The 26,349-nt window shown below is 46.9% G+C and carries 23 protein-coding genes and 1 riboswitch; of the genes, 10 read left to right on the forward strand and 13 right to left on the reverse strand.

Going from position 1 to position 26,349, the window contains the following annotated elements; genetic code table 11:
- Position 1 precedes the first annotated feature (1 nt).
- The 4 genes from H6A32_RS10505 to H6A32_RS10520 all read left to right on the forward strand — a co-directional run bounded on the left by H6A32_RS10505 (position 2) and on the right by H6A32_RS10520 (position 3,756).
- Positions 2-1,264 carry a Glu/Leu/Phe/Val family dehydrogenase gene (locus H6A32_RS10505; RefSeq protein WP_204864306.1) on the forward strand — a complete coding sequence of 421 codons (1,263 nt, stop codon included), beginning with the start codon at positions 2-4 and terminating at the stop codon, positions 1,262-1,264.
- Positions 1,265-1,403: 139 nt separating this feature from the next.
- Positions 1,404-1,448, forward strand: a riboswitch (PreQ1 riboswitch).
- Between the two features lie 31 nt (positions 1,449-1,479).
- Positions 1,480-2,490, forward strand: coding sequence for a nucleoside hydrolase (locus tag H6A32_RS10510; RefSeq protein WP_204864307.1), 1,011 nt, complete (start codon positions 1,480-1,482; stop codon positions 2,488-2,490).
- A complete protein-coding gene (locus H6A32_RS10515; protein ID WP_087253307.1) occupies positions 2,487-3,080 on the forward strand; it encodes an ECF transporter S component in 594 nt (197 codons plus the stop codon). The genes H6A32_RS10510 and H6A32_RS10515 overlap by 4 nt, the downstream gene beginning before the upstream one ends.
- Positions 3,067-3,756, forward strand: coding sequence for a radical SAM protein (locus H6A32_RS10520; protein ID WP_191434236.1), 690 nt, complete (start codon positions 3,067-3,069; stop codon positions 3,754-3,756). Before H6A32_RS10515 ends, H6A32_RS10520 begins: the two co-directional genes overlap by 14 nt.
- Positions 3,757-3,822: 66 nt before the next feature.
- Here the strand turns inward: H6A32_RS10520 and H6A32_RS10525 are convergent, their stop codons facing one another.
- Together H6A32_RS10525 and H6A32_RS10530 are read right to left on the reverse strand one after the other, a co-directional pair.
- The gene (locus H6A32_RS10525; RefSeq protein WP_204864308.1) at positions 3,823-4,815 is read right to left on the reverse strand and encodes a helix-turn-helix transcriptional regulator; all 993 of its coding nucleotides are present in this window, start codon (positions 4,813-4,815) and stop codon (positions 3,823-3,825) included.
- 18 nt (positions 4,816-4,833) lie between these two features.
- A complete protein-coding gene (locus H6A32_RS10530) occupies positions 4,834-5,208 on the reverse strand; it encodes an HIRAN domain-containing protein (RefSeq protein ID WP_204864309.1) in 375 nt (124 codons plus the stop codon).
- 153 nt (positions 5,209-5,361) lie between these two features.
- Between H6A32_RS10530 and H6A32_RS10535 the strand changes: the two genes are divergently transcribed.
- The gene (locus H6A32_RS10535) at positions 5,362-6,345 is read left to right on the forward strand and encodes a phosphoribosylaminoimidazolesuccinocarboxamide synthase (RefSeq protein WP_430749586.1); all 984 of its coding nucleotides are present in this window, start codon (positions 5,362-5,364) and stop codon (positions 6,343-6,345) included.
- Between the two features lie 125 nt (positions 6,346-6,470).
- Here H6A32_RS10535 and H6A32_RS10540 read toward each other — a convergent pair whose 3' ends face one another.
- Positions 6,471-7,109, reverse strand: a complete 639-nt coding sequence (locus H6A32_RS10540) for a hypothetical protein (protein ID WP_204864310.1) — start codon at positions 7,107-7,109, stop codon at positions 6,471-6,473.
- A gap of 206 nt (positions 7,110-7,315) precedes the next feature.
- Here H6A32_RS10540 and H6A32_RS10545 point away from each other — a divergent pair, with 206 nt between their 5' ends.
- Positions 7,316-8,389, forward strand: coding sequence for a M24 family metallopeptidase (locus H6A32_RS10545; protein ID WP_087167010.1), 1,074 nt, complete (start codon positions 7,316-7,318; stop codon positions 8,387-8,389).
- Between the two features lie 70 nt (positions 8,390-8,459).
- Here H6A32_RS10545 and H6A32_RS10550 read toward each other — a convergent pair whose 3' ends face one another.
- The 4 genes from H6A32_RS10550 to H6A32_RS10565 all read right to left on the reverse strand — a co-directional run bounded on the left by H6A32_RS10550 (position 8,460) and on the right by H6A32_RS10565 (position 16,029).
- Positions 8,460-9,470, reverse strand: coding sequence for an Rpn family recombination-promoting nuclease/putative transposase (locus tag H6A32_RS10550; protein ID WP_204864311.1), 1,011 nt, complete (start codon positions 9,468-9,470; stop codon positions 8,460-8,462).
- Between the two features lie 282 nt (positions 9,471-9,752).
- Entirely contained in the window at positions 9,753-13,823 is a 4,071-nt protein-coding gene (locus tag H6A32_RS10555; protein WP_204864312.1) for a TIM-barrel domain-containing protein, read from the reverse strand.
- Between the two features lie 134 nt (positions 13,824-13,957).
- Entirely contained in the window at positions 13,958-15,124 is a 1,167-nt protein-coding gene (locus H6A32_RS10560) for a MalY/PatB family protein (protein WP_204864313.1), read from the reverse strand.
- Positions 15,125-15,150: 26 nt separating this feature from the next.
- Complete coding sequence (locus H6A32_RS10565) at positions 15,151-16,029, reverse strand: DUF3737 family protein (RefSeq protein ID WP_087253289.1); 879 nt, start codon at positions 16,027-16,029, stop codon at positions 15,151-15,153.
- 444 nt (positions 16,030-16,473) lie between these two features.
- On the opposite strand from H6A32_RS10565, the gene H6A32_RS10570 reads away from it, so the two are divergent.
- The 3 genes from H6A32_RS10570 (at position 16,474) to H6A32_RS10580 (ending at position 19,662) form a co-directional block, all read left to right on the forward strand.
- Positions 16,474-17,373, forward strand: a complete 900-nt coding sequence (locus H6A32_RS10570; protein ID WP_087253287.1) for a LysR family transcriptional regulator — start codon at positions 16,474-16,476, stop codon at positions 17,371-17,373.
- A 97-nt stretch (positions 17,374-17,470) separates the two neighbouring features.
- Entirely contained in the window at positions 17,471-17,857 is a 387-nt protein-coding gene (locus H6A32_RS10575; RefSeq protein WP_087167002.1) for a BlaI/MecI/CopY family transcriptional regulator, read from the forward strand.
- A gap of 2 nt (positions 17,858-17,859) precedes the next feature.
- Positions 17,860-19,662: a BlaR1 family beta-lactam sensor/signal transducer gene (locus H6A32_RS10580; protein WP_204864314.1), complete on the forward strand. Its 1,803-nt coding sequence runs from the start codon at positions 17,860-17,862 to the stop codon at positions 19,660-19,662.
- A gap of 30 nt (positions 19,663-19,692) precedes the next feature.
- Here H6A32_RS10580 and H6A32_RS10585 read toward each other — a convergent pair whose 3' ends face one another.
- The 6 genes from H6A32_RS10585 to H6A32_RS10610 all read right to left on the reverse strand — a co-directional run bounded on the left by H6A32_RS10585 (position 19,693) and on the right by H6A32_RS10610 (position 25,656).
- The gene (locus H6A32_RS10585) at positions 19,693-20,928 is read right to left on the reverse strand and encodes a DUF6070 family protein (protein ID WP_204864315.1); all 1,236 of its coding nucleotides are present in this window, start codon (positions 20,926-20,928) and stop codon (positions 19,693-19,695) included.
- Positions 20,929-20,950: 22 nt separating this feature from the next.
- Entirely contained in the window at positions 20,951-22,144 is a 1,194-nt protein-coding gene (locus tag H6A32_RS10590; RefSeq protein WP_243424903.1) for a DUF6070 family protein, read from the reverse strand.
- Between the two features lie 167 nt (positions 22,145-22,311).
- On the reverse strand, positions 22,312-23,232 hold the full coding sequence (locus H6A32_RS10595) for a helix-turn-helix domain-containing protein (RefSeq protein ID WP_204864316.1): 921 nt from the start codon (positions 23,230-23,232) through the stop codon (positions 22,312-22,314).
- 100 nt (positions 23,233-23,332) lie between these two features.
- Positions 23,333-24,046 carry an ABC transporter permease gene (locus H6A32_RS10600; RefSeq protein ID WP_204864317.1) on the reverse strand — a complete coding sequence of 238 codons (714 nt, stop codon included), beginning with the start codon at positions 24,044-24,046 and terminating at the stop codon, positions 23,333-23,335.
- Positions 24,047-24,049: 3 nt separating this feature from the next.
- Positions 24,050-24,859: an ABC transporter ATP-binding protein gene (locus tag H6A32_RS10605; RefSeq protein ID WP_204864318.1), complete on the reverse strand. Its 810-nt coding sequence runs from the start codon at positions 24,857-24,859 to the stop codon at positions 24,050-24,052.
- Entirely contained in the window at positions 24,856-25,656 is an 801-nt protein-coding gene (locus H6A32_RS10610) for a MerR family transcriptional regulator (protein WP_204864319.1), read from the reverse strand. Before H6A32_RS10610 ends, H6A32_RS10605 begins: the two co-directional genes overlap by 4 nt.
- Before the next feature lie 214 nt (positions 25,657-25,870).
- Here H6A32_RS10610 and H6A32_RS10615 point away from each other — a divergent pair, with 214 nt between their 5' ends.
- Positions 25,871-26,332, forward strand: coding sequence for a DUF2798 domain-containing protein (locus H6A32_RS10615; protein WP_204864320.1), 462 nt, complete (start codon positions 25,871-25,873; stop codon positions 26,330-26,332).
- Positions 26,333-26,349: the final 17 nt, after the last annotated feature.

The following is a 26,349-nucleotide window of genomic DNA, read 5'->3' on the forward strand; positions in this document are numbered from 1 at the left end:
CATGAAACAGAGCTACAATCCGTATGACAATGTACTGAAGGTAGTACAGGACGCAGCTGCCATTCTTGGATACAATGACAGCGACATTGAAGCAATCAAGTATCCGGAGCGGGAACTGAAGGTTTCCATTCCGGTCCGGATGGATGACGGGACGACACATGTATTCCAGGGGTACAGGATCCAACACTCCACTTCCAGAGGTCCTGCAAAAGGAGGCATTCGTTTCCATCCGGACGTCAATGCAGACGAAGTACGCGCGCTCGCTGCATGGATGACTTTTAAATGCGCTGTTGTCAACATCCCGTACGGCGGCGGCAAAGGCGGCGTTGTCTGTGATCCATCCAAACTTTCCGAAAACGAAATCCGGGCTATCACAAGACGTTATACCGCAGCAATCGCTCCGCTGATCGGACCGGAACAGGATATTCCGGCACCGGATGTAGGAACAAATGCCGCTGTCATGGGATGGATCATGGATACTTACAGCATGCTCAAAGGCCACTGTATTCATGGTGTTGTCACCGGAAAACCGCTGGAACTGGGCGGAGCTCTTGGACGAAACGAAGCTACCGGACGCGGCGTTATGTTTACAACCTTAAATATCCTGAAAAAACTTGGCATCCCTTCTGAAGGTACAACGGTTGCTGTACAGGGTGCCGGAAATGTGGGAAGTGTTTCTGCCAAACTGCTTCATGAAGCAGGATTAAAGGTCGTAGCCATCAGCGACGTTTCCGGCGGCATCTACAATCCGGACGGTCTGGACATTCCGGCCATTTTATCCTACCTGGCCGCAGACCGCAGAAATCTCTTAAAAGATTTCAATGAGGATGGTACCACCCACATCTCCAACGAGGAGCTTCTGGAGCTCCCGGTCACCGTCCTGGTACCGGCCGCTCTGGAAAACCAGATCAATGCAGGAAACGCCGGAAAAATACAGGCAAAGCTTATTGTGGAGGCTGCCAACGGGCCAACCACCTCTGAGGCGGATGAAATCCTTGCAAAACGGGGAATTGAAGTGGTTCCGGACATCCTTGCCAACGCAGGCGGTGTTGTTGTCTCCTACTTCGAGTGGGTGCAGAACATTCAGTCCGTCAGCTGGACCGAGGACGAAGTCAACAAGAAACTCAAAGATATCATGGACGCAGCCTTTGAATCCGTATGGGATCTGACACAGGAAAAGCATACCACACTCCGTATGGGCGCTTATCTGATCGCATTGAAACGTGTTGTGGATGCGAAATCCGCAAGAGCAATCTGGCCGTAAAAAAAGCAAAATCCTCCAGAAAAGTGGAACATATAACTTTTTACATAAACAGGCGCATATATAACTGCGCCTGTTTTTTCTTCCATTTCCCGCTTTCTTCTGCTATACTTATTCTGCATTTATACAATCGGGCTATTTGCCCGGACTGGTTCGTGAACTTCCCAGTATAAAAAACCAAGTATCTCAAAATTCAAAAAAACAAAGGAGATTGGAGAATGAATGCAAGAAAAGTAATTCTGGACTGCGATCCGGGAATCGATGACGCACTGGCGCTCATGCTGGCTCTTTCCCTTCCAGGACTTGACGTCATCGGGATCACAGTTGTCTGCGGGAATGTTCCCGTCGAAAAAGGCGTGAAAAACGCACTGAAAATCCTTGAACTGATGAACAGAACAGAGATCCCTGTCTATGCAGGTGAGGCAAAGCCTCTTGTAAGGCCATACGTAGACGCGATGGATACCCACGGCGGGGACGGTCTCGGAGAATCCGCTTTTCCGGATCCGGCAGGTTCCCCGGCCGAAGCCGACGCAGTTTCTTATCTTTCTGATGTGCTTTTATCAGAGGAACAGGTTTCTGTCATTGCGCTTGGCCCGCTGACAAATCTGGCCCGGCTTCTGGAACGGTCTCCGGAAGCATTTGTCCGGATACAGGAGCTTGTCTCCATGGGAGGCACTTACAAATCACACGGGAACTGTTCTCCTGTGGCGGAGTACAACTACTGGTGTGATCCGGATGCCGCCGCAAAGGTCTTTGAAGCATATGCTTCCTTGCCGGTACTGTCCGGGAAGAACATTCATATGATCGGACTCGACGTCACCCGGAAGATCGTCCTGACTCCAAACCTGATCGAGTACATGAAACGGCTTCATCCGTTCCTTGGCGGAAAAATCGAAGCGATCACCCGGTTTTATCTGGACTTCCACTGGGAGCAGGAAGGCATCATCGGATGCGTCATCAACGACCCGCTTGCTGTCGCCTATTTTGCCGATCATTCCATCTGCAGCGGCTTTGACGCCTATACAGCAGTGGAAACCGGAGGAATCAGCTACGGACAGACTCTGGTGGATGCCTGCGAATTCTGGAAAAAGCCGCACAACAGCCACATCCTGACCGAAACGGATCCGTACCGTTTCTGGCTTTTGTTCTGCTGCCGGGTGCTTGGCGCAGACGAAACGGCTGTCCGTCACATGCTTTCCCAGATTCTGACAGAGGAGGTGACGGCATGAAATTTCCCAAAAAACTGACTGTACTACAGATGTGCTTCCTTGCTCTGGCTGCCGTATTAAACATTGCCGGGGCAAATATCGCGCTTCTGCTTAGAATCCCTCTGTACCTGGATACCCTCGGCACCTTTTTGTCGGCTATGTTGTTCGGCCCGTTTTACGGAATGATCCCGGGACTGTTAAGCGGGCTTCTGACCGGATTCACCACAGATATCTATTCCCTGTTTTATCTCCCGGTTCAGCTGGTCACCGCTCTTGCGGCCGGATTCCTCTTTTACGAGAAAGCTTTCAAAACGGGAAAATACCGGATTCTACTGTACGCTGCGGCAGTGACGGTCCCTGGAACGATTGTTTCCGCTTCCATCACCGCATTTCTGTTCGGCGGAATTACGTCCTCCGGTTCTTCTATCCTCGTACAGCTTTTGCACCATACAGGGCTGAATCTGACGGCAAGCGTGTTCTGTGTGCAGCTTCTGACGGATTATCTGGACCGGGCTGTCATGTTATGCCTGTCTGTACTGGTACTTGGAGTGCTGCCAACTTCCATGCTGGCAGTACTAAAGAAAGGACAAAGAAATTATGGATCGTTATAGTAAAATTACCAATAAAAACCAGCGAGAAATCGTCCTGCTGAAAGCCTATCCATGCGTCTGGGGCAAATGCCGGTTCTGCGATTACATCGATGACAATTCCAGAGACAAAGAAGGCATGCTCGCATTGAACCGTGAAGTGCTCTCCCACGTCACCGGAGAATTCGGTGTTCTGGAAGTCATCAATTCCGGAAGCTGCTTTGAACTTCCAAAAGAGACGCTGGAGGATATCCGAAACATCGTCCGGGAAAAGAACATCCGAAAGCTCTTTTTTGAGGCCCACTGGATCTACCGGAAGCGTCTGGATGAAATGCGGGAATTCTTTGGAATCCAGATCGTCTACAAAACCGGTGCCGAAACCTTTGATTACGACTTCAGAGAACATTACCTGAATAAACATGCGGACTTTCAGGATGCCGAAGAGCTGAGCCGCTACTTTGACTCCCCGTGCCTGATGGTAGGAATCAAAGGCCAGACAAAAGAGATGATCCGAAACGATATTGCGCTTTTAAAGCGTTACTTCAAACTCGGTACCATCAACGTCTTCACCAACAATACGACGGATGTCAAACGGGATGAGGACCTGGTTAAATGGTTTCTGGAAGAATTCCGGTATCTGGAAGAAGACCCTTCCATAGAAGTGCTGTATGAAAATACCGACTTTGGTGTCGGAGACTGATAAAAGGCTGCGCGGCGTGCGCAGCCTTCTTTTATGGCTGGATGGTACGGATATCATTTTCCCGATCTACTTTGCATACATTTCCATCACTTTCCCGATCTCCCGCTTCATCTCTTCTTTGACCCACTCCGGCCCCAGAATTTCCACCCCCTTGCCGAGTGCAAAAATCCATCCGAAAAACTGGCTGCTGACATTGACATCTACGGAAACCGTAAAGTATCCTTCCTGTCCCGGTACCATCATGACCTCTTTTCCAAACCGGTCAATAATGACTCCCGCAAGATCATTTCTGACCCGAAGTCTTACTTTCTCCTCTTTTCCCCCAAACATTCCAAAACTTTTCCTTGAATAGGATGCCAGATCCAGCTTCTGGTAGATCTCCCCTCCTTCTCTTTGTTCTTCCATCATCTGAATATGGAGCATCTTATCCACACGGTAATGCTTGATCTTTTCCGCTCCCGAATCATAGGCAATCAGGTAATAGTTCTCCGCGTCCCAGGACAGTCCCCACGGACTGACACAATAGTATTCTCCGCCCCGGCGCAGCTCCATTTCCTTTTTTGTATTCCATTGGTAATAGTGAAAACGGATCTTCCGGTTCTCAGCAATCGCATGATGAATCTCATCCACATTATAATAGATACTTTCATTCATCGTCTTGATCCGCCCGGATACGTGGACCTGACGCTGAAGCTTTCGCGCGTCATATTCGCTCACAAAACTTTCCAGCTTTTTGATCAGTTCCCGTGATTTCCGTGCTGTAATAAATTTCGAGGACTGAATTGCGTCTACGAGAAGTTTCATCTCCGGAAGTTCAAACTGCCGGTCCACCACGTGATAGTGGTAGGACTTGCCGACCTGTTCCCCTTCCACTTCGATCCCAAGCTTCTCCAGATCTTTCAGATCTGTATAGATACTCTTCCGTTCCGCCGTCACTTCATACCGTTCCAGCTCCCTCAGGATCTCCGGCATTGTAATATAATGTTCTTCATCGGTTTTTTCCAGCATGATTTTCGCGAGGTAATATAACTTAAACTTCTGGTTCATTCCTCTTGGCATCCTCATTTTCCTCCGGCCTTATGGTATATGTACCAGTATATCACAACCTTCCTCTGCTCCGCCCGGTTCTTCTTTCTTTTTCTTTCCGTCATTCAGATCCTTTTTTCGGATTTTGCAGATGACTCCGTTATGGAGCACGTATACCACCTTGGCAGATGCTGTTTCTCCGATCTTGTCATAAATTCTTCCCGCACTCATACTTTCTCCAAAAACCGTGTACGGGCTGTTCGCCACATAACCGATCTTGCCAATCCCCTTAATCTCTGCCCGGATTGCTTCTTTATCATATTCATTGTCCGGTTCTTTGATAAGTTCGATTTTCATTCCCGGTTTCAGGAAATCCTGTCCAAAATAGTATTTCATCCCCGTAATTGTAATATAGACTTTTCCCATCTTTATTCCTCCATATAATCGTAGTACTCTCTTTCGCTGGCGAAGAGAATGTAGCGCCCTTCAACCAGTCCCATATACCCTTTGTCCGTAACATATCCTTTCATATGTTTCACTCCCTTCACCTTTTCTTTTTCTGATTTTATCTTAGCCCTCATGGTGTCCAATAAAAACGACTGTATAAAAAGAATCAGAAAAAGATTGCAATTTGCCGCGTTTCTGCTTATCCTATTATATGGAAGTAAACATAATGAGATCTTAAGAAGCGAGGTATGTAAAATGAAACCGATTAAAGAAGGAAAAGTACGTGAAATCTATGATAATGGTGACAGCCTGATCATGGTCGCTACTGACCGTATCAGCTGCTTTGATGTGATCCTGAACAATACGATCACAAAGAAGGGCACTGTACTGACTCAGATGTCCAGATTCTGGTTTGATATGACAAAAGATATCCTTCCAAACCACATGATTTCCACAGATGTAAAAGATATGCCGGAATTTTTCCAGCAGCCGCAGTTTGACGGCAACAGCATGATGTGCAAGAAACTGAACATGCTCCCGATCGAGTGTATCGTCCGTGGCTATATTACAGGAAGCGGCTGGGCAAGCTATCAGAAAGACGGCACAGTATGCGGCATCAAGCTTCCAGAAGGGCTGGTAGAATCTGACAAACTGCCGGAACCAATCTACACACCATCCACAAAAGCAGAGATCGGTGAACACGACGAAAACATTTCCTATGAGCAGAGCATTGCCCACCTGGAAAAATATTTCCCTGGAAAAGGTGAAGAGTACGCTGCAAAACTTCGTGACTATACCATCGCTCTTTATAAAAAGTGCGCAGATTACGCTTTGACCCGCGGCATCATTATTGCAGACACCAAATTTGAATTTGGTCTGGATGAGGACGGAAACATTGTGATCGGTGATGAGATGCTCACACCGGACAGCTCCCGTTTCTGGCCTGCTGACGGTTATGAGCCGGGACATGGACAGCCGTCCTTTGACAAGCAGTTCGCACGCGACTGGCTGAAAGCAAATCCGGACAATAACTGGACACTGCCGGAAGATGTCGTACAGAAAACCATCGACATCTATCTGCAGGGATATGAAATGCTGACAGGAAAGACACTGTAATCTTTTCAAACTTCTTTATAAACTGATAAAATGCCTCCACCCGTTCGGCGCTGCCGGGTCATGGACCCACAGTTCCATCCGGGGTGGAGGCATTGTCTGTTATATCATTTTCTGAAAGCGTACTTTTAAACAAGCCAGAAACTTCCATCCGGCATCCGGTATAAATTTCCTTTCTCCACGCTGATTTCTTCTCCCGTTTCAACATTTACAGCTACAACATACTCCAGATATTCCGGTGTCTCCGCCCACCTGGAAAAATACAGCGTATTTCCGTCCCGATAAATCATACTGTCGTTTTCTTTAACTGCAAATCTTTTTTTCTCCGGCCAAAGAATCTCATAGACCTGATCTTTCTGTCGGCTAAGTGTCAACGGGGAGGCTTCTATTCTAAGATTATAACAGTCATGGATATCTGTAAGCGGAATCTTATGAAGGATTTGTACTTCTTTTCCAGGCATAAAGGAGTAAATGATCACTTCTCTTTTTCCAAAATCTACTGCCGCAATTCCAAACCTGTCTTCATCCCATACCGGCCTTTCATAATAGACATTTTCTTTCTTTTTCAAAGGGGCATAAACTTCTCCATCCGGATAGTGAATGAAATAAATCTGATTTCCGGAAAAACCAAGGCCCATACTGATCATATCTTCTGCCTCATAGATCTCATAAGGACCGCCTCCATAATGCATTCCTACATACCATTCGTCCGTTTCCTCCGTCTGTTCCATCCAAAGAACGGGCAGCTCCAGCTTTTTCTTTTTCATTGAATCCCTCCTTCCGTTTGTGGTGTCAGTATATCGAAACCGCTCCGGAGAAACAAGGAAGCTTTCCTTAAGATTTTTTAATTTTTACCATCATAATTTTTCATACTACAGTATAAACAATATGCACAAAAAACAGTTGAGTTCTTCCCTATCTGTGCTATAATATTCCCAGAGTATGTTAGCAATACGAAAGGAGCATATTACCAATGAATGACAGAATTTCAAGAGTATTAAGCAAAATGGAAGAGAAAGGCCTGACACAGCTGATCGTATCCGATCCGCTGAGCATCCGTTTCCTGACAGGAATCATGGTTAATCCGGGCGAAAGATTATACGCTCTGATTCTCAGAACAAGCGGAAAGCACACCATGCTTCTGAACTACCTTTACTTCGTAAAGGATACAGGATTTGAAGAAGTCTGGTTCTCAGATATGGAAGACCAGATCTCCATTATTGCAGAAAATATTGATCCGGAAAAACCGCTCGGTATTGACAAAACATGGCCGGCACGTTTCCTCATCCCGCTGCAGGAAAAACTTCCTCAGCTGAAAACAGTATGGGGATCTGACTGTGTAGACGGCGTCCGCGCAGTAAAGAACGAAGAAGAAATCGCAATCATGAAGAAAGCATCCGAAATCAACGATGCTGTTATGGAAAAGGTTGCTGATTACATCAAAGAAGGCATGACAGAAAAACAGATCGCTGACTTCATCGATGCAGAATACCTCAAAGCAGGAGCAAGCGGAAACAGCTTTGATACAATCGTATGCTTTGGACCAAATGCTGCTGACCAGCATCATGAGCCAAGCGATACACGTACTCTGAAAGCAGGCGAATGTGTCCTGATCGACATGGGATGTGTATGGCAGGGATACTGCTCTGATATGACAAGAACATTCTACTGCAAATCCGCTGATCCGGAACAGACAGAAATCCACGACATCGTACGTGAAGCTGTTTTAAGAGCAGAATCTGTAATCAAACCAGGCGTTCGTTTCTGCGATATCGACGCTCAGGCAAGAGATTACATCGATGAAAAAGGATACAGCGAATACTGGAAGATCCGTCTTGGACACTTCATCGGACAGGAAGACCACGAATATGGTGATGTCAGCCCGATCAACAAAAACGTTGCTGAACCAGGCATGATCTTCTCCATCGAGCCGGGTATCTACATCGAAGGAAAATACGGAGTTCGTATCGAAGACCTTGTTCTTGTAACAGAAGATGGACATGAACTTCTCAACTCTGTAGAAAAGAAATATCGTATCGTAGGCTAATCTTTAGATACAAATGCCGCTGCTTTGCAGGACATGTTCCTGAAAAGGCAGCGGCTTTCTTTTTACATTATTATAATCCATATTCCCGATACAGCTCTTCCCGCAGCTTCTCATCCTCGGCAATCCGGCTCAATTCTTCATTTCTTCCTTCTTCCAGCAGTTTCTGACAAAGCTGAAGAACTCTCTGTTCGCCTTCTTTTATCCCTTCTTGGATCCCTTCTTTTCTTCCTTCTTTTCTTCCTTCTTTTATTCCCTCTTTTCTTCCCTCTTTTCTTCCCTCTTTTAATCCCTCTTTTAATCCTTGTTTTCTTCCTTCCTCCAGCCCTATTCTCTGGCTTTCTTCCCGGACTTTTTTCTCATACCATTCACGGTCGAATTCCTCTAAGATCACGTCCTCCACCTCCGAACTGTTCTTTTCCAGGAATTCTTTCAAAATATCTTTGTCAATGCATGCTTTTCTCGCTTCTGCCACTGCACTTTCAATAGGCGCCCCGTTTTTCAGATTTTCCTTTACTTCATTGACAAAGTAAGCATACTCCCATAATGCACGACATTTTTCCATCAGTTCCTTGTTATGCCCGAGATTGATATTCAGCATCACTGCCCTGCATTCAACCGCGGGTTTTTCTTCTGAAGATTCCGTTGGAAGAAATGCATCTGAAAGACATAATTCCTGGTAATCTGCTTCCGCCTGATTTCCATTATAGAATACCACATATTTCGGAACCGGTAAAGGAATCAGGGTTTTCCCATAAATGTTCGCGTCTGTCTGTTTGATATAGTTCTGATAAATTCTTGCCAGGTAGATAAATCCCCGAAGCGGCATATTGGGGTTGGGTGTACTTTGATGCTCATACAGATTCATGGTACAGAATAGAAGAAAAGAAACGTCATTTTTCATCCCTACATAGATTACGTCTTCCAGTGTTGTGATTTCAATTTTTTCCGGATCCGTGTAGTCTGTGTGATTCAAAGCATTGTACAGTTCGAGAAGATTTTCTTTTTCCCGAAAAATCATCCGAAACAATGTATCTTTATATTTTTTATTTACCGGCTTATTTTGATTTTCTTGTTGACTCATAGGCTGTTTCCTCCTGAATGTAGAATTGCGAATTGATGTGTAGTGTTGATGACGTTCTTCCCATTAGATGTGGATGAACATGTTTGATTTGCTTTCCCGAAATGAAATCCGTTACCGACACTTTTCAGACCAGGTAAATGGTAATCATTAACATACCACAGAAACACTAAAGATGCAAGTCCTCTTCCGATACGTCCTTAATTGCAGAAAAGGGAGCACCTTTTGCCGTTTCTGGCGGCAGTCTGGTGCTCCCTGTTTCCAAAATTATTTTTTCTTACTTTTTTATTTGATCAAATCTGGTCCGATGGCAAGGACGTCATCCAGATTCAGATCTGTCTTCGGCTGTACATCAGCCAGTGCTTTCATGGTGATGACTGCAAGCTGTCCGCTTCCGTTGTAGAGCGGCTTGTCACCCCGGTTTGCAAATGCGAGGTTTACATAAGCGGTTCCATCACCGTAAACTTTATTGACTGTCAAATCTTCCATTGAAGCAACTGCGTCTTCCCGGCTGACAGATACAAATTCCAGTTTTGCCGGATCGTAGTCAAGCACCTTTCCGAAGGCATTGATATTTTCAGCCTCTTCTGCCATTGCAGTAATTGTAAAGGTTTCTCCTGCTTTAACCGTTTCTTTTTCCGGCACGAGGAGAATCTTTCCGGAAACAGTTCCGGTCTGCTTTGTGCCTCCGTCCAGCTGGAACATGGTGTATGCGTAGTCGTATACATCGTAAACACCATTCATGTTGATATCTCCGCCTCTCTTTTGAATCTGATCCACGAAGTTGGATCCGTCCTTGATAGAGGTTCCGAGATAGTTCTTCATGTTCGTGTAATCTCCTTCGGAGACTTCTTCATTCTTGTTTGTACTTCCCACAGCAAATGGTTTCGTGCCGTCTTTTTTGTAAACCGGAAGTTCGTGTGCCGCAAAGTAATTTCTTAAAGACTCTGTTACTTCCAGTTTCAGGAAGCGTGCAAGAACACCGGTAAGTGGTACGGTCTGTACGTTTTCCTCCACATCCAGATCCGTATTGTACGTCCATGCATCGTGTTCGGCTCCGTTCCACTCCAGTTTCCAGTGTACTCCGTCCATACTGGAGTAGACGTTCATACGCTGTACTGTACCGCTTCCATAGCTGTCACGCGGATAGTATTCGAATTTGTCCAGTTCGTATGCCGCGCCAAAATCGTAGATGAATGGGATCTTCTGTCCTGCCACATCGTCTGCCGAGAAGAAGAGGCCACGGAAACTGTGATCTGTCGCATATTTCAGCGGGCCGGCCTCATCGCTTCCGGTAAATGTTACCTTACCTGCTGCTCCGATTTCATTTCTCCACGGATCAGACAGCGTCATTGTCCGAACTTCGCTGCTCCATGCAGAATAGCCATCTGCATTTCTGGAACGAATCTGGTAACTATGTTCGGAATGATAATCCAGATCATCGTGCAGATAAGAATCTGCGTCTCCCATCGTATAGAGCTGTCCGTCTACCAGCACTTCGTAACTGGAAGCACCATCTGCCTTTGTCCAGCGGAGCCACATGGAGGAAGCTGTTTTCTCCTCTTCTGCAATCGTAAGCTCCGGTACGGAAAGCGCTGGATTTTCCTGCTCTTTTCTTACTTCCATCTCGCAGACAAATCCCTGGATTTCCACAGACTGTTCTACTGCTGTCACATCTACTTTCGGAAGTCGGATGTAAAGCTTCGGTGCGGTCCGCACTTCATCCGTCATCTTTGCAAGCTCTTTCTCATCTGCTGATGCAAAGGTACGCAGTTTCGGCGCTTTCTCATAGTAATAAAGTGCCTCGCCCGCATCCGGCGTCTGGTTTTCCAGTGTCTGCAGATCTTCCGCTTCTTTTGCTTTCAGCATCTCTGCTCCACTCTTTACAAAAACTGCCTCCGGCTTTTGTGTCAGATGGACAATCCATGTTGTACTACGGTTTGGTTCATATCCTTTATAAGTTCCTTCGGACCGTTCTGCCGTCAGAACTGCCTTGTCTCCCTCTACTTTAGATGTGTACCGGGTAGAAACATGATCCCCGTAGGAAACATGGTCGATCGTTCCGTATGCTTCGTCTTCTTCTGTCTCATTGGAAATATATTTTCCGTCATCCTCGTATACGGTATATGTCGTTTCACCTGCCGGCCATACTTCAACGATTCTATGTTCCTTTTTCACTGCATCCGGCGTATTGTTTGCTTCGTACATCGGCAGAATCGCTCCCTGTTTTACAAAGACAGGCAGCTTCCAGAGCGGAACATCAAAGTTATTTAAAACCTGCCCGCCCTGATACAGTTCTCCGGTCAGATAATCTACCCAGATCTGCTCCGGATCCGGCAGATAAATATGATTTCTTACATCATTTCCCATCTCGTCTCCTGCCACGTTCTGGTAAACCGGCGCCACCAGAATACTGGAGCCGAGCATAAACTGATACTGCATGGAACGGCTGTATGCATACTCATCATCCGGATATTCCAGGAACATCGCTCTCACCATCGGAAGGCCTGTATCCTCATTTCCGGTTTCCAGATTGGATGCGGACACCGCGCAGGTATAAATATACGGCATCAACATGGATTTCATCTTCATATACATCCGGTTGATTCCGGTATACGGATCACCGAAAGTAAACGGTGCTTTCATATAGCTTCCCCATCCGTCCATGTTGAGCATCTGCGGTGTAAAGGATTTCCACTGGTAATCTCTTGCCGCAATCAGCGGTTTCCCGCCGAAAATTCCGTCCATATCACTTCCGATATTCGGGTTTCCGCTTAAGGAGCTTCCAATGTAGGTCGGGATGTGGAAACGGATATATTCCCAGTTTCCTCCGGTCTGGTCGCCGCTCCATACACTGTTAAATCTCTGAGAGCCTGCCCAGCCGTCCAGAGAAATGATGTTCGGGCGGAAGTTCTCTGATGTTGTGACAATGTCGTACGCTGTCTTGACTCCATTTAACTGGAAGGAATATCCCGGTCCGACCCATGCCACGTCCGTTTTCAGCGTAGTAGCACCGCCCCTGGTTACTTCCTTACGGAAATCGCGGAGCAGATGCCAGTAGGTCTTCTCGTCTGAATCCGGGCTTAAGTTGCTCTCTGTCCACAGTCCGGACGCCACACCTCTTTTGTTGGCGTACTCTGTAAAGCGTGCCAGATTTTCTACATTGGCGTCCACTGCAGCGATACGCTCTTCGGAACTGCTTCCATCTTCCAGAACGCCTCCCTGTACATAGTAGCCATTCTGACCGTATCCTCCGCCGTATCCGTCGTTTGGCAGGAAATATCCAAGCGGCATGTCATACTGAAGATATTTGTCCAGTACAGCCCTTGCAGAATATTCATACGGAGTATCGACATTTTCCGGGTAGTTCTCCACAGCCACTGTCGGAGTTTCTCCGTTTAACGACTCGGAATGCTGTCCCTCGGAAAGCCGGTAGCCGGTTGCCATTCCACTTTCATAATGGGTGGTTCCTTCGTTAAGGTGAGACTCGGTTCCCTTGACATTCCAGTCCTTATCTCCCGCTTCCTCTGACCAGGCATCTCTGTTGTAGCAGTTCAGGTGGCCTTCATAGAATCCATACTCCGGAAGCAGCAGCGGATTTCCGGTTACATGATAGTAAGCCCGAAGCAGATCCATAACGATCTGACGGCCTCCTTCATTTTCGGTCACAAAATAATACGCACTGAAATGGTGCTCTTTGTGGGCAGCCGTAACCACATCCGCATCTGACTCACCGAAATCATAGAGTCCGTCTGAGAACGTATTTCTCAGCACACCATATCCGCCTGTCGTATAATAAAATGGATTCGGAGATGCCACACCTCCGTCCATCCATGCACTTTCATTGACAATCTGAATCTTCCGGCCTGTATGCACAAACCGGCCGTTCTGTGTTCCGCCGCCGTAGAAATGCTCATTTTCCCCGCGCAGAAGTGTCTGAACCGTTTCTTCTGAAGTAAATTCCAGAGGCTTTGCCTCCTCCATTACCTTTCGCTCTCCTGCATAGACCGTCATCAGCGCTTTCTCTTTATCGAACACAATCCTTGTTCTGCCGCACTGTACTGTGACAGATGACGTGTCTTCCAGAATCTCTGCCTCCGGCTTTGTGTAGGCGTCCACCTCATCCGGGTACTGCTGGATCTTTGCCGTATGAGCCTCATCTCTCGGAGCGGCATATTCCGGAAATGCTCCATCTGTACTTACATCGTAGCGGAAAATCGATTCTTCCAGAAATGTAATCTTCCCCTTGATTCCTTCCTGAAATGACAGATATACGATATTGCTTCTGTCCGCATCCTTCTGAATGACGGCTGCCTCACTTAATGTCCCACAAAATGCGTTCTTTTCCTCACTCATTACAATCCTCCTTTGACACAACCAGAATGGTTATGCATGATGCCTTAAAATTTTTTAAATTCATTCTACCAGAACAGACAAAAAAGCGCTATCACTGAGCGCTTTTTCTGTCCAATATTACAAAAAGATTGTACTTATGTATAAATATATAAAGTGATTCCATCCTTCAATCTCTGAAGTCCGTCTTTTAGAACCGCCCTCGGGCATGCAATATTCATTCGAAGAAATCCCTCTCCTGTTTTGCCGTACTGGATTCCGGACGACAAATACAGCCCGGTCTCTTTCCTCAGAAACGCAGCCAGTTTTTCCGAATCCTCTGTAATTTCCCGGCAGTCAATCCAGAGAAGATACGTCGCTTCGGAAGGAACCAGATGAATCTTCGGGATCTCTTTTTTGATAAATTCCCCCGCAGTCTGTTTATTTTCATATAGATAGTCTCTCAGTGCATCCAGCCACGGGCCACCTTTCTGGTAAGCCGCGACTGCCCCCGTCATGGCAAAGACATTCGGCTCCGCCGCTTCATCCGTATTCAAGGCCCGCCAGATCTTATGACGCAAAGTTTCATCCGGCACCATCACAGCCGCTGTCTGTAGCCCCGCCAGATTAAATGTCTTGGTAGGCGCAATACAGGTAATACTGTTATTCCTGCACTTTTCCGAAACCGATGCAAACGGGATATAGGATTTTCCAGGATCCGTCAGTTCACAATGAATTTCATCCGAAATGACCACCACATGGTATTTCCAGCACAGCTCTCCAATCCGCTCCATCGTCTCTTTCGTCCAGATTTTCCCCACCGGATTGTGCGGATTACAGAAAATCAACATAGTCGTCTGGGGATCAGAAAGCACTTCTTCCAACGCTTCGAAATCCACATCGTAACATTCTCCATCATAGGAAAGCGGACACTCTACAACATATCTTCCATTATTTACAACCGAATTGAAAAAAATGTTGTAAACCGGTGTCAGAAGCACGACTTTCTCCGCCGGAGTCGTAAGTTTCCGAACCGCACTGGAAATGGCCGGCACCACGCCGGTACAGAAAATCAGCCAGTCTTTTTCTATCCGGAACTGATGGCGCGTCTCCCACCAGTTCTGAATAGACTCATACCATTCATCCGGGATCAAAGTGTATCCAAAAGCACCGTGGCCTGCTCTTTTCTGAATTGCATCCTGGATCTCCGGCGCCGTTTCAAAATCCATATCCGCCACCCACATCGGAAGCTCATTCCCGGCAACGTCCCATTTTACAGACAGAGTTCCACGCCGGTTAACCGGCTTATCAAAATCATAATTCATACCCTGTTTCCTCCTGTCCTGCCCGATTATGCACAAAATCGATCCAGCTTTTCTTCAACCGACTTACAGCAGATCCTGGTCTTCTCCGGGTCAATCCTGTCTTTTTCGATAATCAGTTCTCCGATCTCATCCGCGCAGATCGTACCGCCGGACGGATTCAAAATGCTGTCTACCTTTCCTGTGATTTCAGCATTCACGGTTGAATACTCAAATGCCAGCGTTGTATTCAGCAGACGACAGTTCTTCATTACAAGATTGTCGATGTAACACATTCCCTGAAGACTCTCGATTGTACAGTTAATCAATGTCAGATTTTTCGCATTCCATCCCAGATACTCTCCTGAAATAAAAGAATCATAAACTGTCACATTCTCACTGTTCCAGAACGCATCTTTCGAAAGCATCTTGGCATTTCGGATTTCCATGTTTTTCACACCGTCAAAAGAATAATTCCCTATCAGCTGGAAATCGGACAGCTTCATATTTTCACTGTTCATGGCAAAATAATCACCCTTTGCCGTAACATGTTCCATTGTCACATCACTGCAGTTCCAGAAAGTCTCAGCCGCATTCGGGAATGTCACATATTCCAGATGCACCCCCTGACAGCGCCGGAAATTCTTCGGCGCCTCAATGACCGCATTTTTCACCGTGATATCATTTGTATACCATACACCCGCTCTCGCCATCTCAAACCATGTACAGTCCTCCGCATAGATATGATTACAGTACCAAAGCGGATACTTCCATTTAAACATGCTGCCATAAAGCCTGATATCACTACTCTCCTTTAACGGCGACTCCCCATCTGTAAAAATTGTATCATAAACATCCGTATGCTCCGCATGAAACAACGGCCTTTCCCCTGTCAGATACGCCTGCTTTACTAATTCTCTTTCTGCCATGTTCCAAAACCTCCTCACGATCTTCTTTATAAATACCTGCTCCTGGATAATACCCAGTCTCCTTACTAAACTAACTATAGAACGGCCAAAACAAAATAGCAAATACTTATGTACTATGCCTTTTCATAGCTGAAAGTTATGGATATTTTTCGGGGACGTGTTCCGGCGTTTCGGAACCTGTCCCCGATGAAAAAAATCTGACAATTCGGTTTTGGCCTTATTTTATGCGGGTTTTGAGACTTTTTTGTCCATTTACGTCGTGTACCTGTGCACCGGAACACGTCCCCGATAAAGCGTATAAGATAGTAATTATTTATAGTTTATAAGGATTTATAGTTGAAACCTATTCTGCTTCGGGGTATAGTATTTGTAGTGTTTTATAGTACGTTTTAAATTTTGTATAGTTTATATTTTATGTGATGAGTCTGATGGAGGAATGTGTTTATGGAGCTTCGTGTTCTTCAATATTTTCTTGCGATTGCAAGGGAACAGAGTATTGTTCATGCTGCCGAGTCGTTGCGTCTTTCACAGCCGACGCTTTCTACGCAGATTAAAAACCTGGAGGATGAGCTTGGTAAGAAACTTTTTATCCGGGGTGGTAAGGGTTCCCGGCGGATTACGCTTACAGAAGAGGGGATGATTCTGCGTAAGCGGGCTGAGGAGATTCTTGAGCTTGTCCGAAAGACGGAGTCTGAGATCTCTGCTTCTGATGATGTTCTGATCGGTGATATTTATATTGGTGCCGGTGAGACTGACGGGATCCGGCTGATTGCGCGGGCGGCAAAGCAGATGCAGTCGCGTTATCCCGGCATCCAGTTTCATATTTCAAGTGGAAATGCTGTGTTTGTGAGAGAGTCTCTTGACAGGGGACTGATTGATTTTGGAATTGTTTTTGGTCCTGTAGATCTGACGAAATATCATGCTTTGAAAGTTCCGGTACGGGATATCTGGGGTGTGCTGATGCGTAAGGATTCGCCTCTTGCCGAGAAGGAATCAATCCGGAGAGAAGATCTCTGGGATCAGCCGTTGATCGTCTCCCAGCAGGAGTCCAACGGCGGCCAGGTGCTGCAGTGGTTGAAGCGGGATCCGGCTGATCTTCGTATTGTAGCCACCTACAATCTGATTTACAATGCTTCCCGGTTGGTCGATGAAGGGCTGGGCTATGCGTTTAGTTTTGACCATCTGATCAATACGACCGGAGACAGTACTCTTTGCTTTCGTCCGCTTGATCCGGCACTGGAGATAGAGATGTCAATTATCTGGAAAAAGTATCAGGTGTTTTCCAAACCGGTGGAAAAATTTATTTCTGTCCTGCGGGAATCTCTTTCTCTGGATGAAGCATAGGTTTCTCCTCCATTTTCCCCGCTTTATTTGACAATCGGATGTATTCTCTTTTATAATATAACTATTACATTTGTAAGATTGAAGGGAGGAATCTGTTATGACCCGTTTGCCGCAAATCTCCGAGGCGGAATTTGAAGTCATGAAAATCGTGTGGCAGCGTGCCCCGGTCAACACAAATGAAATCACGGAATGTCTGGAGAAAACGACATCCTGGAGTCCGAAAACGATTCAGACGCTGATCAAGCGGCTGGTCAACAAAGGTGCTCTGACCTACGAAAAGCAGGGACGTATCTTTGTCTACACTCCTCTGGTCGGAGAAAAAGAATATATCGGACAGGAGAGTTCTTCTTTTCTGAAGCGTTTTTACCATGGGGATCTCACCGAAATGGTTTCCTCTTTCCTGGAGGAGGACCGCCTTTCGGAAGAAGACCTCGATGAACTGCGTGCGCTTTTGTCCGGAACATCAAAAAAAGGAGGCCGCTGATCATGGAACGTTTTATGATACATTTTCTGTTCTGCAGCCTTCTTCTTTGTGGAATCATCGGTATCTTTTTCTTTCTCCGGACAGTATTCAAAACACTGCTTGTCGGACGGATGCGGTACCATCTCTGGCTTGTGCTGCTTATACTGTCTGCCATTCCGTTTCTTCCGGGTCTCCCTTTTAAATTTTCCGGAAATATTTTATGGTCTTTCCTGCCGTCAAACCATTCTTTTTCATTTCATGCTGTATCCGGAACAGGCCAGAATATGCAGCCTTACGTTGCTGCCGCCGGATGGATGAATGATTTCGCGGAATCTGTTACACAGAGAACGCCGTCTTCTCTTTGGGGTTTTCTTTTTGCCGTCTGGATTGCCGGCGTCCTTTTTATGGGAATCTTTCTGATCCGTTCTGCACTTCGTCTCCGTGCACTGAAAAACGCTTCCCTTCCTTTGCAGCATGAAAAAGCAAAAGCGCTGTATCAGTCGTGTCTGGAGGAACTGCACATCCGGCGGAAGATTCCTGTGTACAGCAATGCCTTTTTAAAGTCTCCGGTTATGGCCGGGGTCATTCGTCCCGGCATTTACCTTCCGATTCACCTGATCTCTGATTATCAGGAAAAGGATCTCCGGTATATTCTGCTTCACGAACTGTTTCATTACCGCCACCGGGATTCACTCATCGGACATCTGATGAATCTTGCGGGTATGGTCTACTGGTTTCATCCGCTGATGCGCCTTTCTCTTCACACCATGCGGGAAGACCGGGAAATTGCCTGCGATGCTTCTGTGCTGTCCCTGCTCGATGAAGCTTCCTATACCGACTATGGGCAGACCCTCATCCGATTTGCCCGGAAAACATCGCTTCATCCGTTTCCTTTTACAGCCGGACTTGGAGAAAATAAAAAACAGATCCGAAAACGGATTCTTTGCATTGCTTCCTACCAGAAGCCTACACCCTGTAGGCGATTCAAAAGCGGGTGCGCCTTTTTCCTGATCTGTCTCCTTTTGTCCGCATCGGTTCCCTTTCTTTCCTCCGATGCAGCGGCAGAAAATGCGGCGCTTCCCGAAAATGGAGCTTCCGGTACTTCATCTTCCCTTTCCGCCTATTTCCAGGGCTATGAGGGATGTTTTGTCCTGTACGATATGGAAGCGGACGACTGGACCATCTACAACGAATCCCTTGCCCGCAGCCGGGTTTCACCGGATTCGACCTATAAGATTTTTGATGCCCTGTTTGCTCTGGAAGAAGGGATAATCACTCCGGAACACAACTTTCTTCCACAGCCGGACGAATCGTATCCATTTGAAGAGTGGAATCAGGATCAGACACTGCAAAGTGCAATGACCTCCTCCGTCAACTGGTATTTTCAGAATCTGGATCATCAGATGGGCGCATCCGTCCTGCGTTCCTACCTGCATCAGATCGGCTATGGAAATGAATCCCTTCAGGGAGATCTTTCTTCTTACTGGATGGAATCTTCTCTGAAAATTTCTCCGGTGGAGCAGGTGCAGCTTCTTGTTTCATTTTATTACAACGACTGGAATTTCGATCCGTCACATATTGAAACGGTCAAAGATGCTATCTGCCTTTCCTCATCTTCGGGAACTGCCCTTTATGGAAAGACGGGAACCGGACAGATAAATGGGCAGAATATCAACGGTTGCTTTGTCGGTTTTGTAGAGTCTTCCGGGCACCCGGTCTTCTTTGCATCAAACCTTCGGGGCAAAGATGCGGCAGGAAGTACGGCGGCGTCCACCACACTCTCTATCTTATCGGATCTGGGGATTTATTCTGATGAATCCCTTTAAATTCACGCAAAATGAAGCGGACAGGAATATTTACTCCCCGTCCGCTTCTTCCCATTGTTTTCCAAACCGGTACTGATATTCCGGTACTTTCGCCAGTTCCTCCTCGGAAATCTCATTTCCCAGATATTGGAATGTCCCGTCATCCGAAAACTGCACGGTCAGTTTATGGGTCATTGCATTGTCATTGCACGCTGCCATGCACACCGCCTGCACCGTCAGTTCCAGGATACCGTTCCCCTTTTCTTCTGCCTCTACCACTTCCGGAATGGAAGTTCCAAACGTAGTCGGAGAATAGTTCCCGGTCCCAAGCCGTACCCACAGATAGGTTCCTGTCTCTGCATCGTATTCTGCATAATCTCTGAGTTCATCTTTCGTCACCGGAAGATATTCCATGATCAGGCTTTCGAATTCTTCCGCCTTGATCCCGTCCGCATACCGGTCATAATCTATGATCGTTCCATATTTCATTTCATAGAATGATTCAAACACTCCATTGTAATCCAGTCTGGAAAGATCGGACGTATTCCAGTTTGAACAAAGTAGATTATTTCCCTGATATCCAAGTGCCAGAACACACTTCCTGGAAAGTTCTCGGTACGTTTCTTCCATGGGCCGGATCCGTATCATGGTGGATGCGTCCACGACTTCCGTAACTTCCGGCGGCTGCGGTGCACACAACTCGTAGGAAAGCCATCCTTTTTCCGTGTAGTTCCACCATTTCACCCTTGTATAGGAAGTGGAAGAAATGACAGGTTCCCCGTCACCGCTCCACTCGGAAATGGTATCCACCACATACAGGTCTTCCCCGTCATACTCAAACTCCGTCCGGTTCAACCCGCCGCTGGACTTCACCTTATAAAGAACCATCGTTCCCTCTTTTCCATCCTGACAATCTGCCAGAAAGTCTTCCATCGTTTCATAGTTCTCCATTGTCGAATAGGCATCCGCGCCGGTTACCGTCAATCCGTCTTCCTTCAGCACATCCTTCAGGGCGACAATCTCCTCATCGGATAATACTCCATCGGATGTATTCCCTTTATCCATGTTCTGATACTGACTGGAAATCCGCTCCATTGCCGCACTGCACTCTTCTTCTGCATCTTTCTTCTTTTTGGTATCCAGCGGAAGATTGTATCCCTTTTCCCACTGTTCTGTCTGCTCTGTTGCCTCAGCTTCTTCCCCTTTGCTTTGGCTGTGTTCTTCCCTGTCTCTGCTCAGCATGATGCCGCTCAGACCAATCAGCAGAATCAGGAGAACTATAAGCATAGCATATTTTCTGTAAATTTTTTTACTCCCCATAGTAATGATTCCACTCCTCCTCTGTGAGCCTTGGCTTATACCAGAAACTGGTCATCCCTTTCTCCCTGGAAATCACACGGTTGGATACATACTGAAAACTCCCGTCTTTCATCGGGCGCACCACCAGTTCACTCTTCATGGCACAGTCCAGCATCTCCATCTCCCATACCGCTTCCACGGTGAGCTGGATCGTTCCATCCGCCAGCTTTTTATATCCGGTCACTTCCAGATATGGCCCGTATGGCGACCCTCCATCATAACGCCCCCGCGGACGGTAAAGAAAGGTGCCGCTCTCGGGCTGATACTTCATACGGTTCCGGATCGTCTGCCTGCCAAAGGAAAAATAACTTTGCAGGACTTCCTCGATTTCTTCTTCCGGCACATGATATTCTGCCCCTTCCTTTGCTTCATATGGAACAATTTCCCCATATTTTGCGCGGTAAAGCCGTTCATACAGATCGTAAAAATCCAGTTCTTTGCTGTCCTGCTCCGTCCAGTCGGTAATCAGCAGATTATTCCGCTCATATCCAACGGATGCGAGATAGGTCTGGTAAGCCTCCCTGCATGTCTGATCCAGCGGCTTGACCCGGAATGCTTTTTGTCCCGGAGCGCCGTCGTATCCTGCCGGACGGGATTCTTCCAAAAACAGATATCCCTTATCCGTATAATCCCATGAGGCGGCTTCAAATTCATGATAATAATAGACCTCCGGGTTGTCGTTCTCCCACCGCAGGGAAGATTCTGTCACCTCTATGTTGCCGTTCTGAGCCTCCAGATCGTAACGGATCCAGCCGCATTCGTCCGTTACACAGAAAAACACTGCCGCTGCTTCTTCTCCTTGTTCTGCGCTTTCGCAGAAGTCCTGGACCTGCCCGAAATTTACCATGTTAATCTGATTGTCCGTATCAACCGCCGCATATCCCTGCTCCCCGATAGCCTGTATGATCTGTTGCTGAAATGCCAGCGTATCTTTTTCCCCTCTGCCTCTCTCCTCTTCGTAAATTTCCCGGAATCCCTCTGCAAGCTGTTCGGATTCCCTGGAAATCCGCTCTTCTTTTTCCTGTCTTTCTGTTTTTTGCTGATTTTCCTGCTTGTATCCGTCCTCTCTTTCCACGGCAATACTGCACCCCGCCCCGGCAAACAGAAGAATCCAGCCTGCAATCATCCACTTCTTCCAGCTCAAGAACTTCTCTCCTTTTCCATCTGTCACCACTGTAAAATATCTTCCCGGAAATGCAAGAATCTATCTGCTTTTCTTCCTTGTGTCTTAATATTACACTTGTAAGATTTCAAAGTCAAGAAGATTCCAACGGGCTGACTACGAATATTTCGCAGCAGCCCGTACCTCTTTTAGTCCTCTTCACTTATTTGGATTACAGGCGTGTTCCTCTCTCCGGTCTGCTTCCGCACCCATTCCCGGATTCTATCCGCGGAGATCCTCTTTTCTCCAAACACTGCCCGGTCCGGCCGGAACAAAATTTCTGTCCCTGATTCATGATCACACGGCTCACTCATAACCTCGTGCTGCGCGATTCCCCGTATATATTCCTGCCAGAACTCAAAACCGTCCCGGTAAGTCCTGATCTTCAGTTTTTCACAAAGAGAATTCACTGTCTTCAGGCTGTATCCCGCTATCTCCTCTGTCCGCAGACAGGCCGGCCCCGACAGGGGATATCCCGAAAAAATCCTGTCCAGCACTTCCCGGTCTTTCCCGGTATTCTGTGTAAGCGGAATTCCTCTCCCATTATCTGCGATTCGGACACTTCCGTCATCATGCAACACTACCTCGATCTGCGTACAGAATCCCTCTTCTGCTTCTTCCAAAGACGTTCTCAGCACTTCAAATACCAGTTCATGCAGACTGCCTCCCAGATCCATCTGTCTTTCTTCTGATTCCATCTCCATCCTCCCATCGTGTTCATCCGGGATGCGGTACTGCGGCACCTTATACGAGACAAGATACCGTTTCGCCTTACCTGGTGCCATCCCGAACATGTCTGTAAATGCTCTCGTAAACCCCTCATGCGAGTCAAAGCCATATCGAAGCGATACATCCAGCACCTTGTTTCCTTCTGCCAGATCAGACAACGCATGCTGTAGTTTTCGGATCCGTATATATCCGGTCACCGAAATTCCCATGATTCTCGAAAACAGTCTGCTGAAATAAAAAGGACTGTAGCCTGCAAGTTCCGCCAGTTCTGCCAGACTGATTTTCTCAGAAATATGTGTATCAATATAATCAAGTACCCTCTCCAGTCCTTCTGTTTCCATCTTCTTTCACCTCCATATTCACGCATGGTCCGGTCTTGCTAAGTATTAGTTTACACGATGGGACTCCTTTTTTCTTGACCGGATATGTGCAGTTCCATTTTTATTCTTTGTTCCAGCGAATGCCAATGCTACACAGCAGCAGTGCAAGAACCAGAATCACCGCAAGTGGAATGACGTTCTCCATCCATCCTCCCGCTTCTGTCATCAGGCAATATCCCCATGCAGCCGGAAACGCATTTCCGATGACCTGCAGCACGTTCGGGAGCAGTTCTTTCGGGAACAAAATGCCTGACAAAAGAATCGACGGAAGAAAGACAAGCATTGACCACATGGAGGTCTTACTCTGATCTTTCACCATCAGACCGATCACGCCTGCCACGCTGATCGTAACAACCAGAAACAGTACCAGTGAAACCACATATGCAGCCGGATGTTCCGGAAATTCCGCGTCAAAAAACAGTGGCGCAGAAAAAAAGAGAATCATACTCATGCAAAACAAATGTACAAACGCAGAAAGACCTGTCGTAAAGAATCCAAGCCACTCCGGAACCCCGTTGGATTTGTAAACCTGCCGGATCTTACTTCCGTAGATTTCCACAAGAGAAGGTGGAACACCGATGAGCGCACCCATGGAAACGCCAAACACGGTCATGGACTGGATCAGTGTCTCCTTGGCTTCCGGCATGACAGAAGTAAAAATGCCTCCCATCACCGCAAAGAACAGAAGCGGCACCAGATAGCAGGTAAGCAGAAGCGTCCGGCTTCGGATATCCATTTTCCACTGGAGCGAGACTCCGTAAAAGAATGCATTCATCCGTCATTCCCCCTTTGTGATTTTCATAAAGTGTTGTTCCAGCGATCCACGGTCCACATAAAGATCCAGAATCGCCGTCCCCATCTTCCGGTACTGTTCCAACAGTTTCATCAGATCTGTTCCAATGTCTTCTGATTCGTACTCTTCTGTGCCATGTTCTGTCCGAATCGAAATCCGGTACTGCTTCCCAACCTTTTCACCAAGCTCCTCCACCGTTCCGAGAAATACAAGGCTGCCCCCATTTAAAATCCCAATCCGGTCACAGAGGCTTTCCACTTCTGCCATATCATGGCTTGTCATTACAATGGTCTTTCCATTTTCTTTTAGCTTTCGGATCAGGCCATGAAGCGATACCCGCCCTTCCACATCAAGTCCTGCTGTCGGTTCATCCAGAAACAGAAGATCCGGGTTCCGTATCAGGGCAAGTGCCAGGTGGATCCGCCTCTTCTGTCCCGTCGATAACTGATAATACTGCTTCTTTGCAAATTCCGGAATGCCAAGCTCCTTCAGCATTCCCGCATCCGGCACACAGTGATTCCACTTTGCAAACAGCCGGACCGCCTCCATCGCCCGGATATGCTCCGGCAGTGATGCCGACTGCAGCTGAATTCCGGTTTTCCCTTGAACATTGATCTGTCCTTCGTCATATGTTCTCAGCCCCTCGATGCATTCCATGGCCGTCGTTTTACCCGCACCATTTATCCCCAGGATTCCAAAAATTTCCCCCTGATTCACACCAAAATTCAGATCTTTCAACACCGTATGTGTCCCGTAACTTTTCTTTAATCCACAAACCTGTACTGCTTTTGTCATGCATCTTCCTCCTGAAACGGATTCACTCCCAGCCGGGAAAAATAAACATCCAGAACCTGCCCGACATACTCATTGGCCATCGCCTGTTTTTCCTGCCATTTTGGATCCGTTCCTTCAAATTTTCCAACTTCCACCAATTTGGAGAGCATACTCAAATCCCCTCCGGTAAATTCCGTGATCATCTTCCAGTAAATCTCGGCAAAGTGCTGTCCCTGCTCGCTGTCGGCCGGAACTTTCGCTTCGCAAAGCCGTATGGCTTCCTCCTGAAGCTTCTGAAACCGGTTCATAAAATCCGTTCCGCTTTCCCGGTCAAAGCGGCTTCGGATGTACTCCAGTGTCTGATCATCAAAATGCTTGATCAGCCAGTAATACTCATTATTCATCTGCAGGTTTACGATAATATCCGCATACTTTTTGAAATCCACCTCCTGCATCTGAAGCACTTCTTCCCGCAGAATTTCAAGCTCCCTTAATGATTCGGACAGACTTTCGACTTTCCGTCGCACTTCTTCTGCCTGCTGTGCCAGGGCATCCGCCACCTCATCCGGCGTATCCAGCGGAATCAGGCGGTTTTTGATATCCTGCAGGGAGAATCCGAGCTGTTTCAAAGATAAAATCTGGTGCAGACGGATTGCATCTTTATCTGTATAAAGCCTCCGCCCGCCTTCACTGATGGAAGAAGGCAAAAGCAGTCCGTCTCTGTCATAGTGCTGTAAAGTCCGGACCGTGACATTCATCTTCTTTGCCACTTCCCCGATGGTCATAAATCCCGTCGGTACTGCTCTTTGTTTTTCCATGTCCGTGTCACCTCCTGCTCCTAGTATACTTCATGACGTAACGTCACAAGCAAGCCCCTTTAAAAATTTTTTCTTGACCGCAGATCCCGTCTTATGATAGACTGGTGATTCGGAAAATTCAGGTCTTTATTGGAAACGTACATTCTCCCGAATGAATAACGAACAACACGATTTTTCTGCTGATTTATTATTCATTCATAAGGAGGATTTTTTTATGCCAAGAACTAAAAAACAGGAACTCATTTTTTCACTTCTGATGGTATTTTTCATGGTTTATGCCATGATCTGCTACAATATTGCACTGAACATGGGCGGAATGAATTATGCCGTATTCGGAGCAGCATTTCATGAACTGATCATCATGTACCCGATCGCTTTTCTTCTGGACTTTTTCTTTGTAGGTAATGTTGTAAAAAAGACCGCTTTTAAAATCGTAGACCCGGAAAAAGAAAATCCATTTCATCTGGTGCTGGCAATCTCCGCCATTACTGTGATGTGGATGTGTCCGCTGATGAGTCTTGCGGCCACACTGCTGTTCAAAAATGTCGGAATCAACGTGATTCCGGTCTGGATCCAGACCATCGCGATGAATTTCCCGATGGCATTCTTCTGGCAGATGTGCTATGCCGGACCGCTGGTGAGATTCCTGTTCAGAAAGATTATAAGACAGTCATAAAACAGAAAAGGGTACTG

The sequence above is a fragment of the Drancourtella massiliensis genome (assembly GCF_016900655.1).
Classification (GTDB): Bacteria; Bacillota; Clostridia; order Lachnospirales; family Lachnospiraceae; genus Sellimonas; species Sellimonas catena.

Coding starts and splice junctions, on each gene's coding strand:
- H6A32_RS10505 (WP_204864306.1), top strand. CDS start 2: ATGAAACAGAGCTACAATCCGTATGACAATGTACTGAAGGTAGTACAG.
- H6A32_RS10510 (WP_204864307.1), top strand. CDS start 1,480: ATGAATGCAAGAAAAGTAATTCTGGACTGCGATCCGGGAATCGATGAC.
- H6A32_RS10515 (WP_087253307.1), top strand. CDS start 2,487: ATGAAATTTCCCAAAAAACTGACTGTACTACAGATGTGCTTCCTTGCT.
- H6A32_RS10520 (WP_191434236.1), top strand. CDS start 3,067: ATGGATCGTTATAGTAAAATTACCAATAAAAACCAGCGAGAAATCGTC.
- H6A32_RS10525 (WP_204864308.1), bottom strand. CDS start 4,815: ATGCCAAGAGGAATGAACCAGAAGTTTAAGTTATATTACCTCGCGAAA.
- H6A32_RS10530 (WP_204864309.1), bottom strand. CDS start 5,208: ATGGGAAAAGTCTATATTACAATTACGGGGATGAAATACTATTTTGGA.
- H6A32_RS10535 (WP_430749586.1), top strand. CDS start 5,362: ATGGTGTCCAATAAAAACGACTGTATAAAAAGAATCAGAAAAAGATTG.
- H6A32_RS10540 (WP_204864310.1), bottom strand. CDS start 7,109: ATGAAAAAGAAAAAGCTGGAGCTGCCCGTTCTTTGGATGGAACAGACG.
- H6A32_RS10545 (WP_087167010.1), top strand. CDS start 7,316: ATGAATGACAGAATTTCAAGAGTATTAAGCAAAATGGAAGAGAAAGGC.
- H6A32_RS10550 (WP_204864311.1), bottom strand. CDS start 9,470: ATGAGTCAACAAGAAAATCAAAATAAGCCGGTAAATAAAAAATATAAA.
- H6A32_RS10555 (WP_204864312.1), bottom strand. CDS start 13,823: ATGAGTGAGGAAAAGAACGCATTTTGTGGGACATTAAGTGAGGCAGCC.
- H6A32_RS10560 (WP_204864313.1), bottom strand. CDS start 15,124: ATGAATTATGATTTTGATAAGCCGGTTAACCGGCGTGGAACTCTGTCT.
- H6A32_RS10565 (WP_087253289.1), bottom strand. CDS start 16,029: ATGGCAGAAAGAGAATTAGTAAAGCAGGCGTATCTGACAGGGGAAAGG.
- H6A32_RS10570 (WP_087253287.1), top strand. CDS start 16,474: ATGGAGCTTCGTGTTCTTCAATATTTTCTTGCGATTGCAAGGGAACAG.
- H6A32_RS10575 (WP_087167002.1), top strand. CDS start 17,471: ATGACCCGTTTGCCGCAAATCTCCGAGGCGGAATTTGAAGTCATGAAA.
- H6A32_RS10580 (WP_204864314.1), top strand. CDS start 17,860: ATGGAACGTTTTATGATACATTTTCTGTTCTGCAGCCTTCTTCTTTGT.
- H6A32_RS10585 (WP_204864315.1), bottom strand. CDS start 20,928: ATGCTTATAGTTCTCCTGATTCTGCTGATTGGTCTGAGCGGCATCATG.
- H6A32_RS10595 (WP_204864316.1), bottom strand. CDS start 23,232: ATGGAAACAGAAGGACTGGAGAGGGTACTTGATTATATTGATACACAT.
- H6A32_RS10600 (WP_204864317.1), bottom strand. CDS start 24,046: ATGAATGCATTCTTTTACGGAGTCTCGCTCCAGTGGAAAATGGATATC.
- H6A32_RS10605 (WP_204864318.1), bottom strand. CDS start 24,859: ATGACAAAAGCAGTACAGGTTTGTGGATTAAAGAAAAGTTACGGGACA.
- H6A32_RS10610 (WP_204864319.1), bottom strand. CDS start 25,656: ATGGAAAAACAAAGAGCAGTACCGACGGGATTTATGACCATCGGGGAA.
- H6A32_RS10615 (WP_204864320.1), top strand. CDS start 25,871: ATGCCAAGAACTAAAAAACAGGAACTCATTTTTTCACTTCTGATGGTA.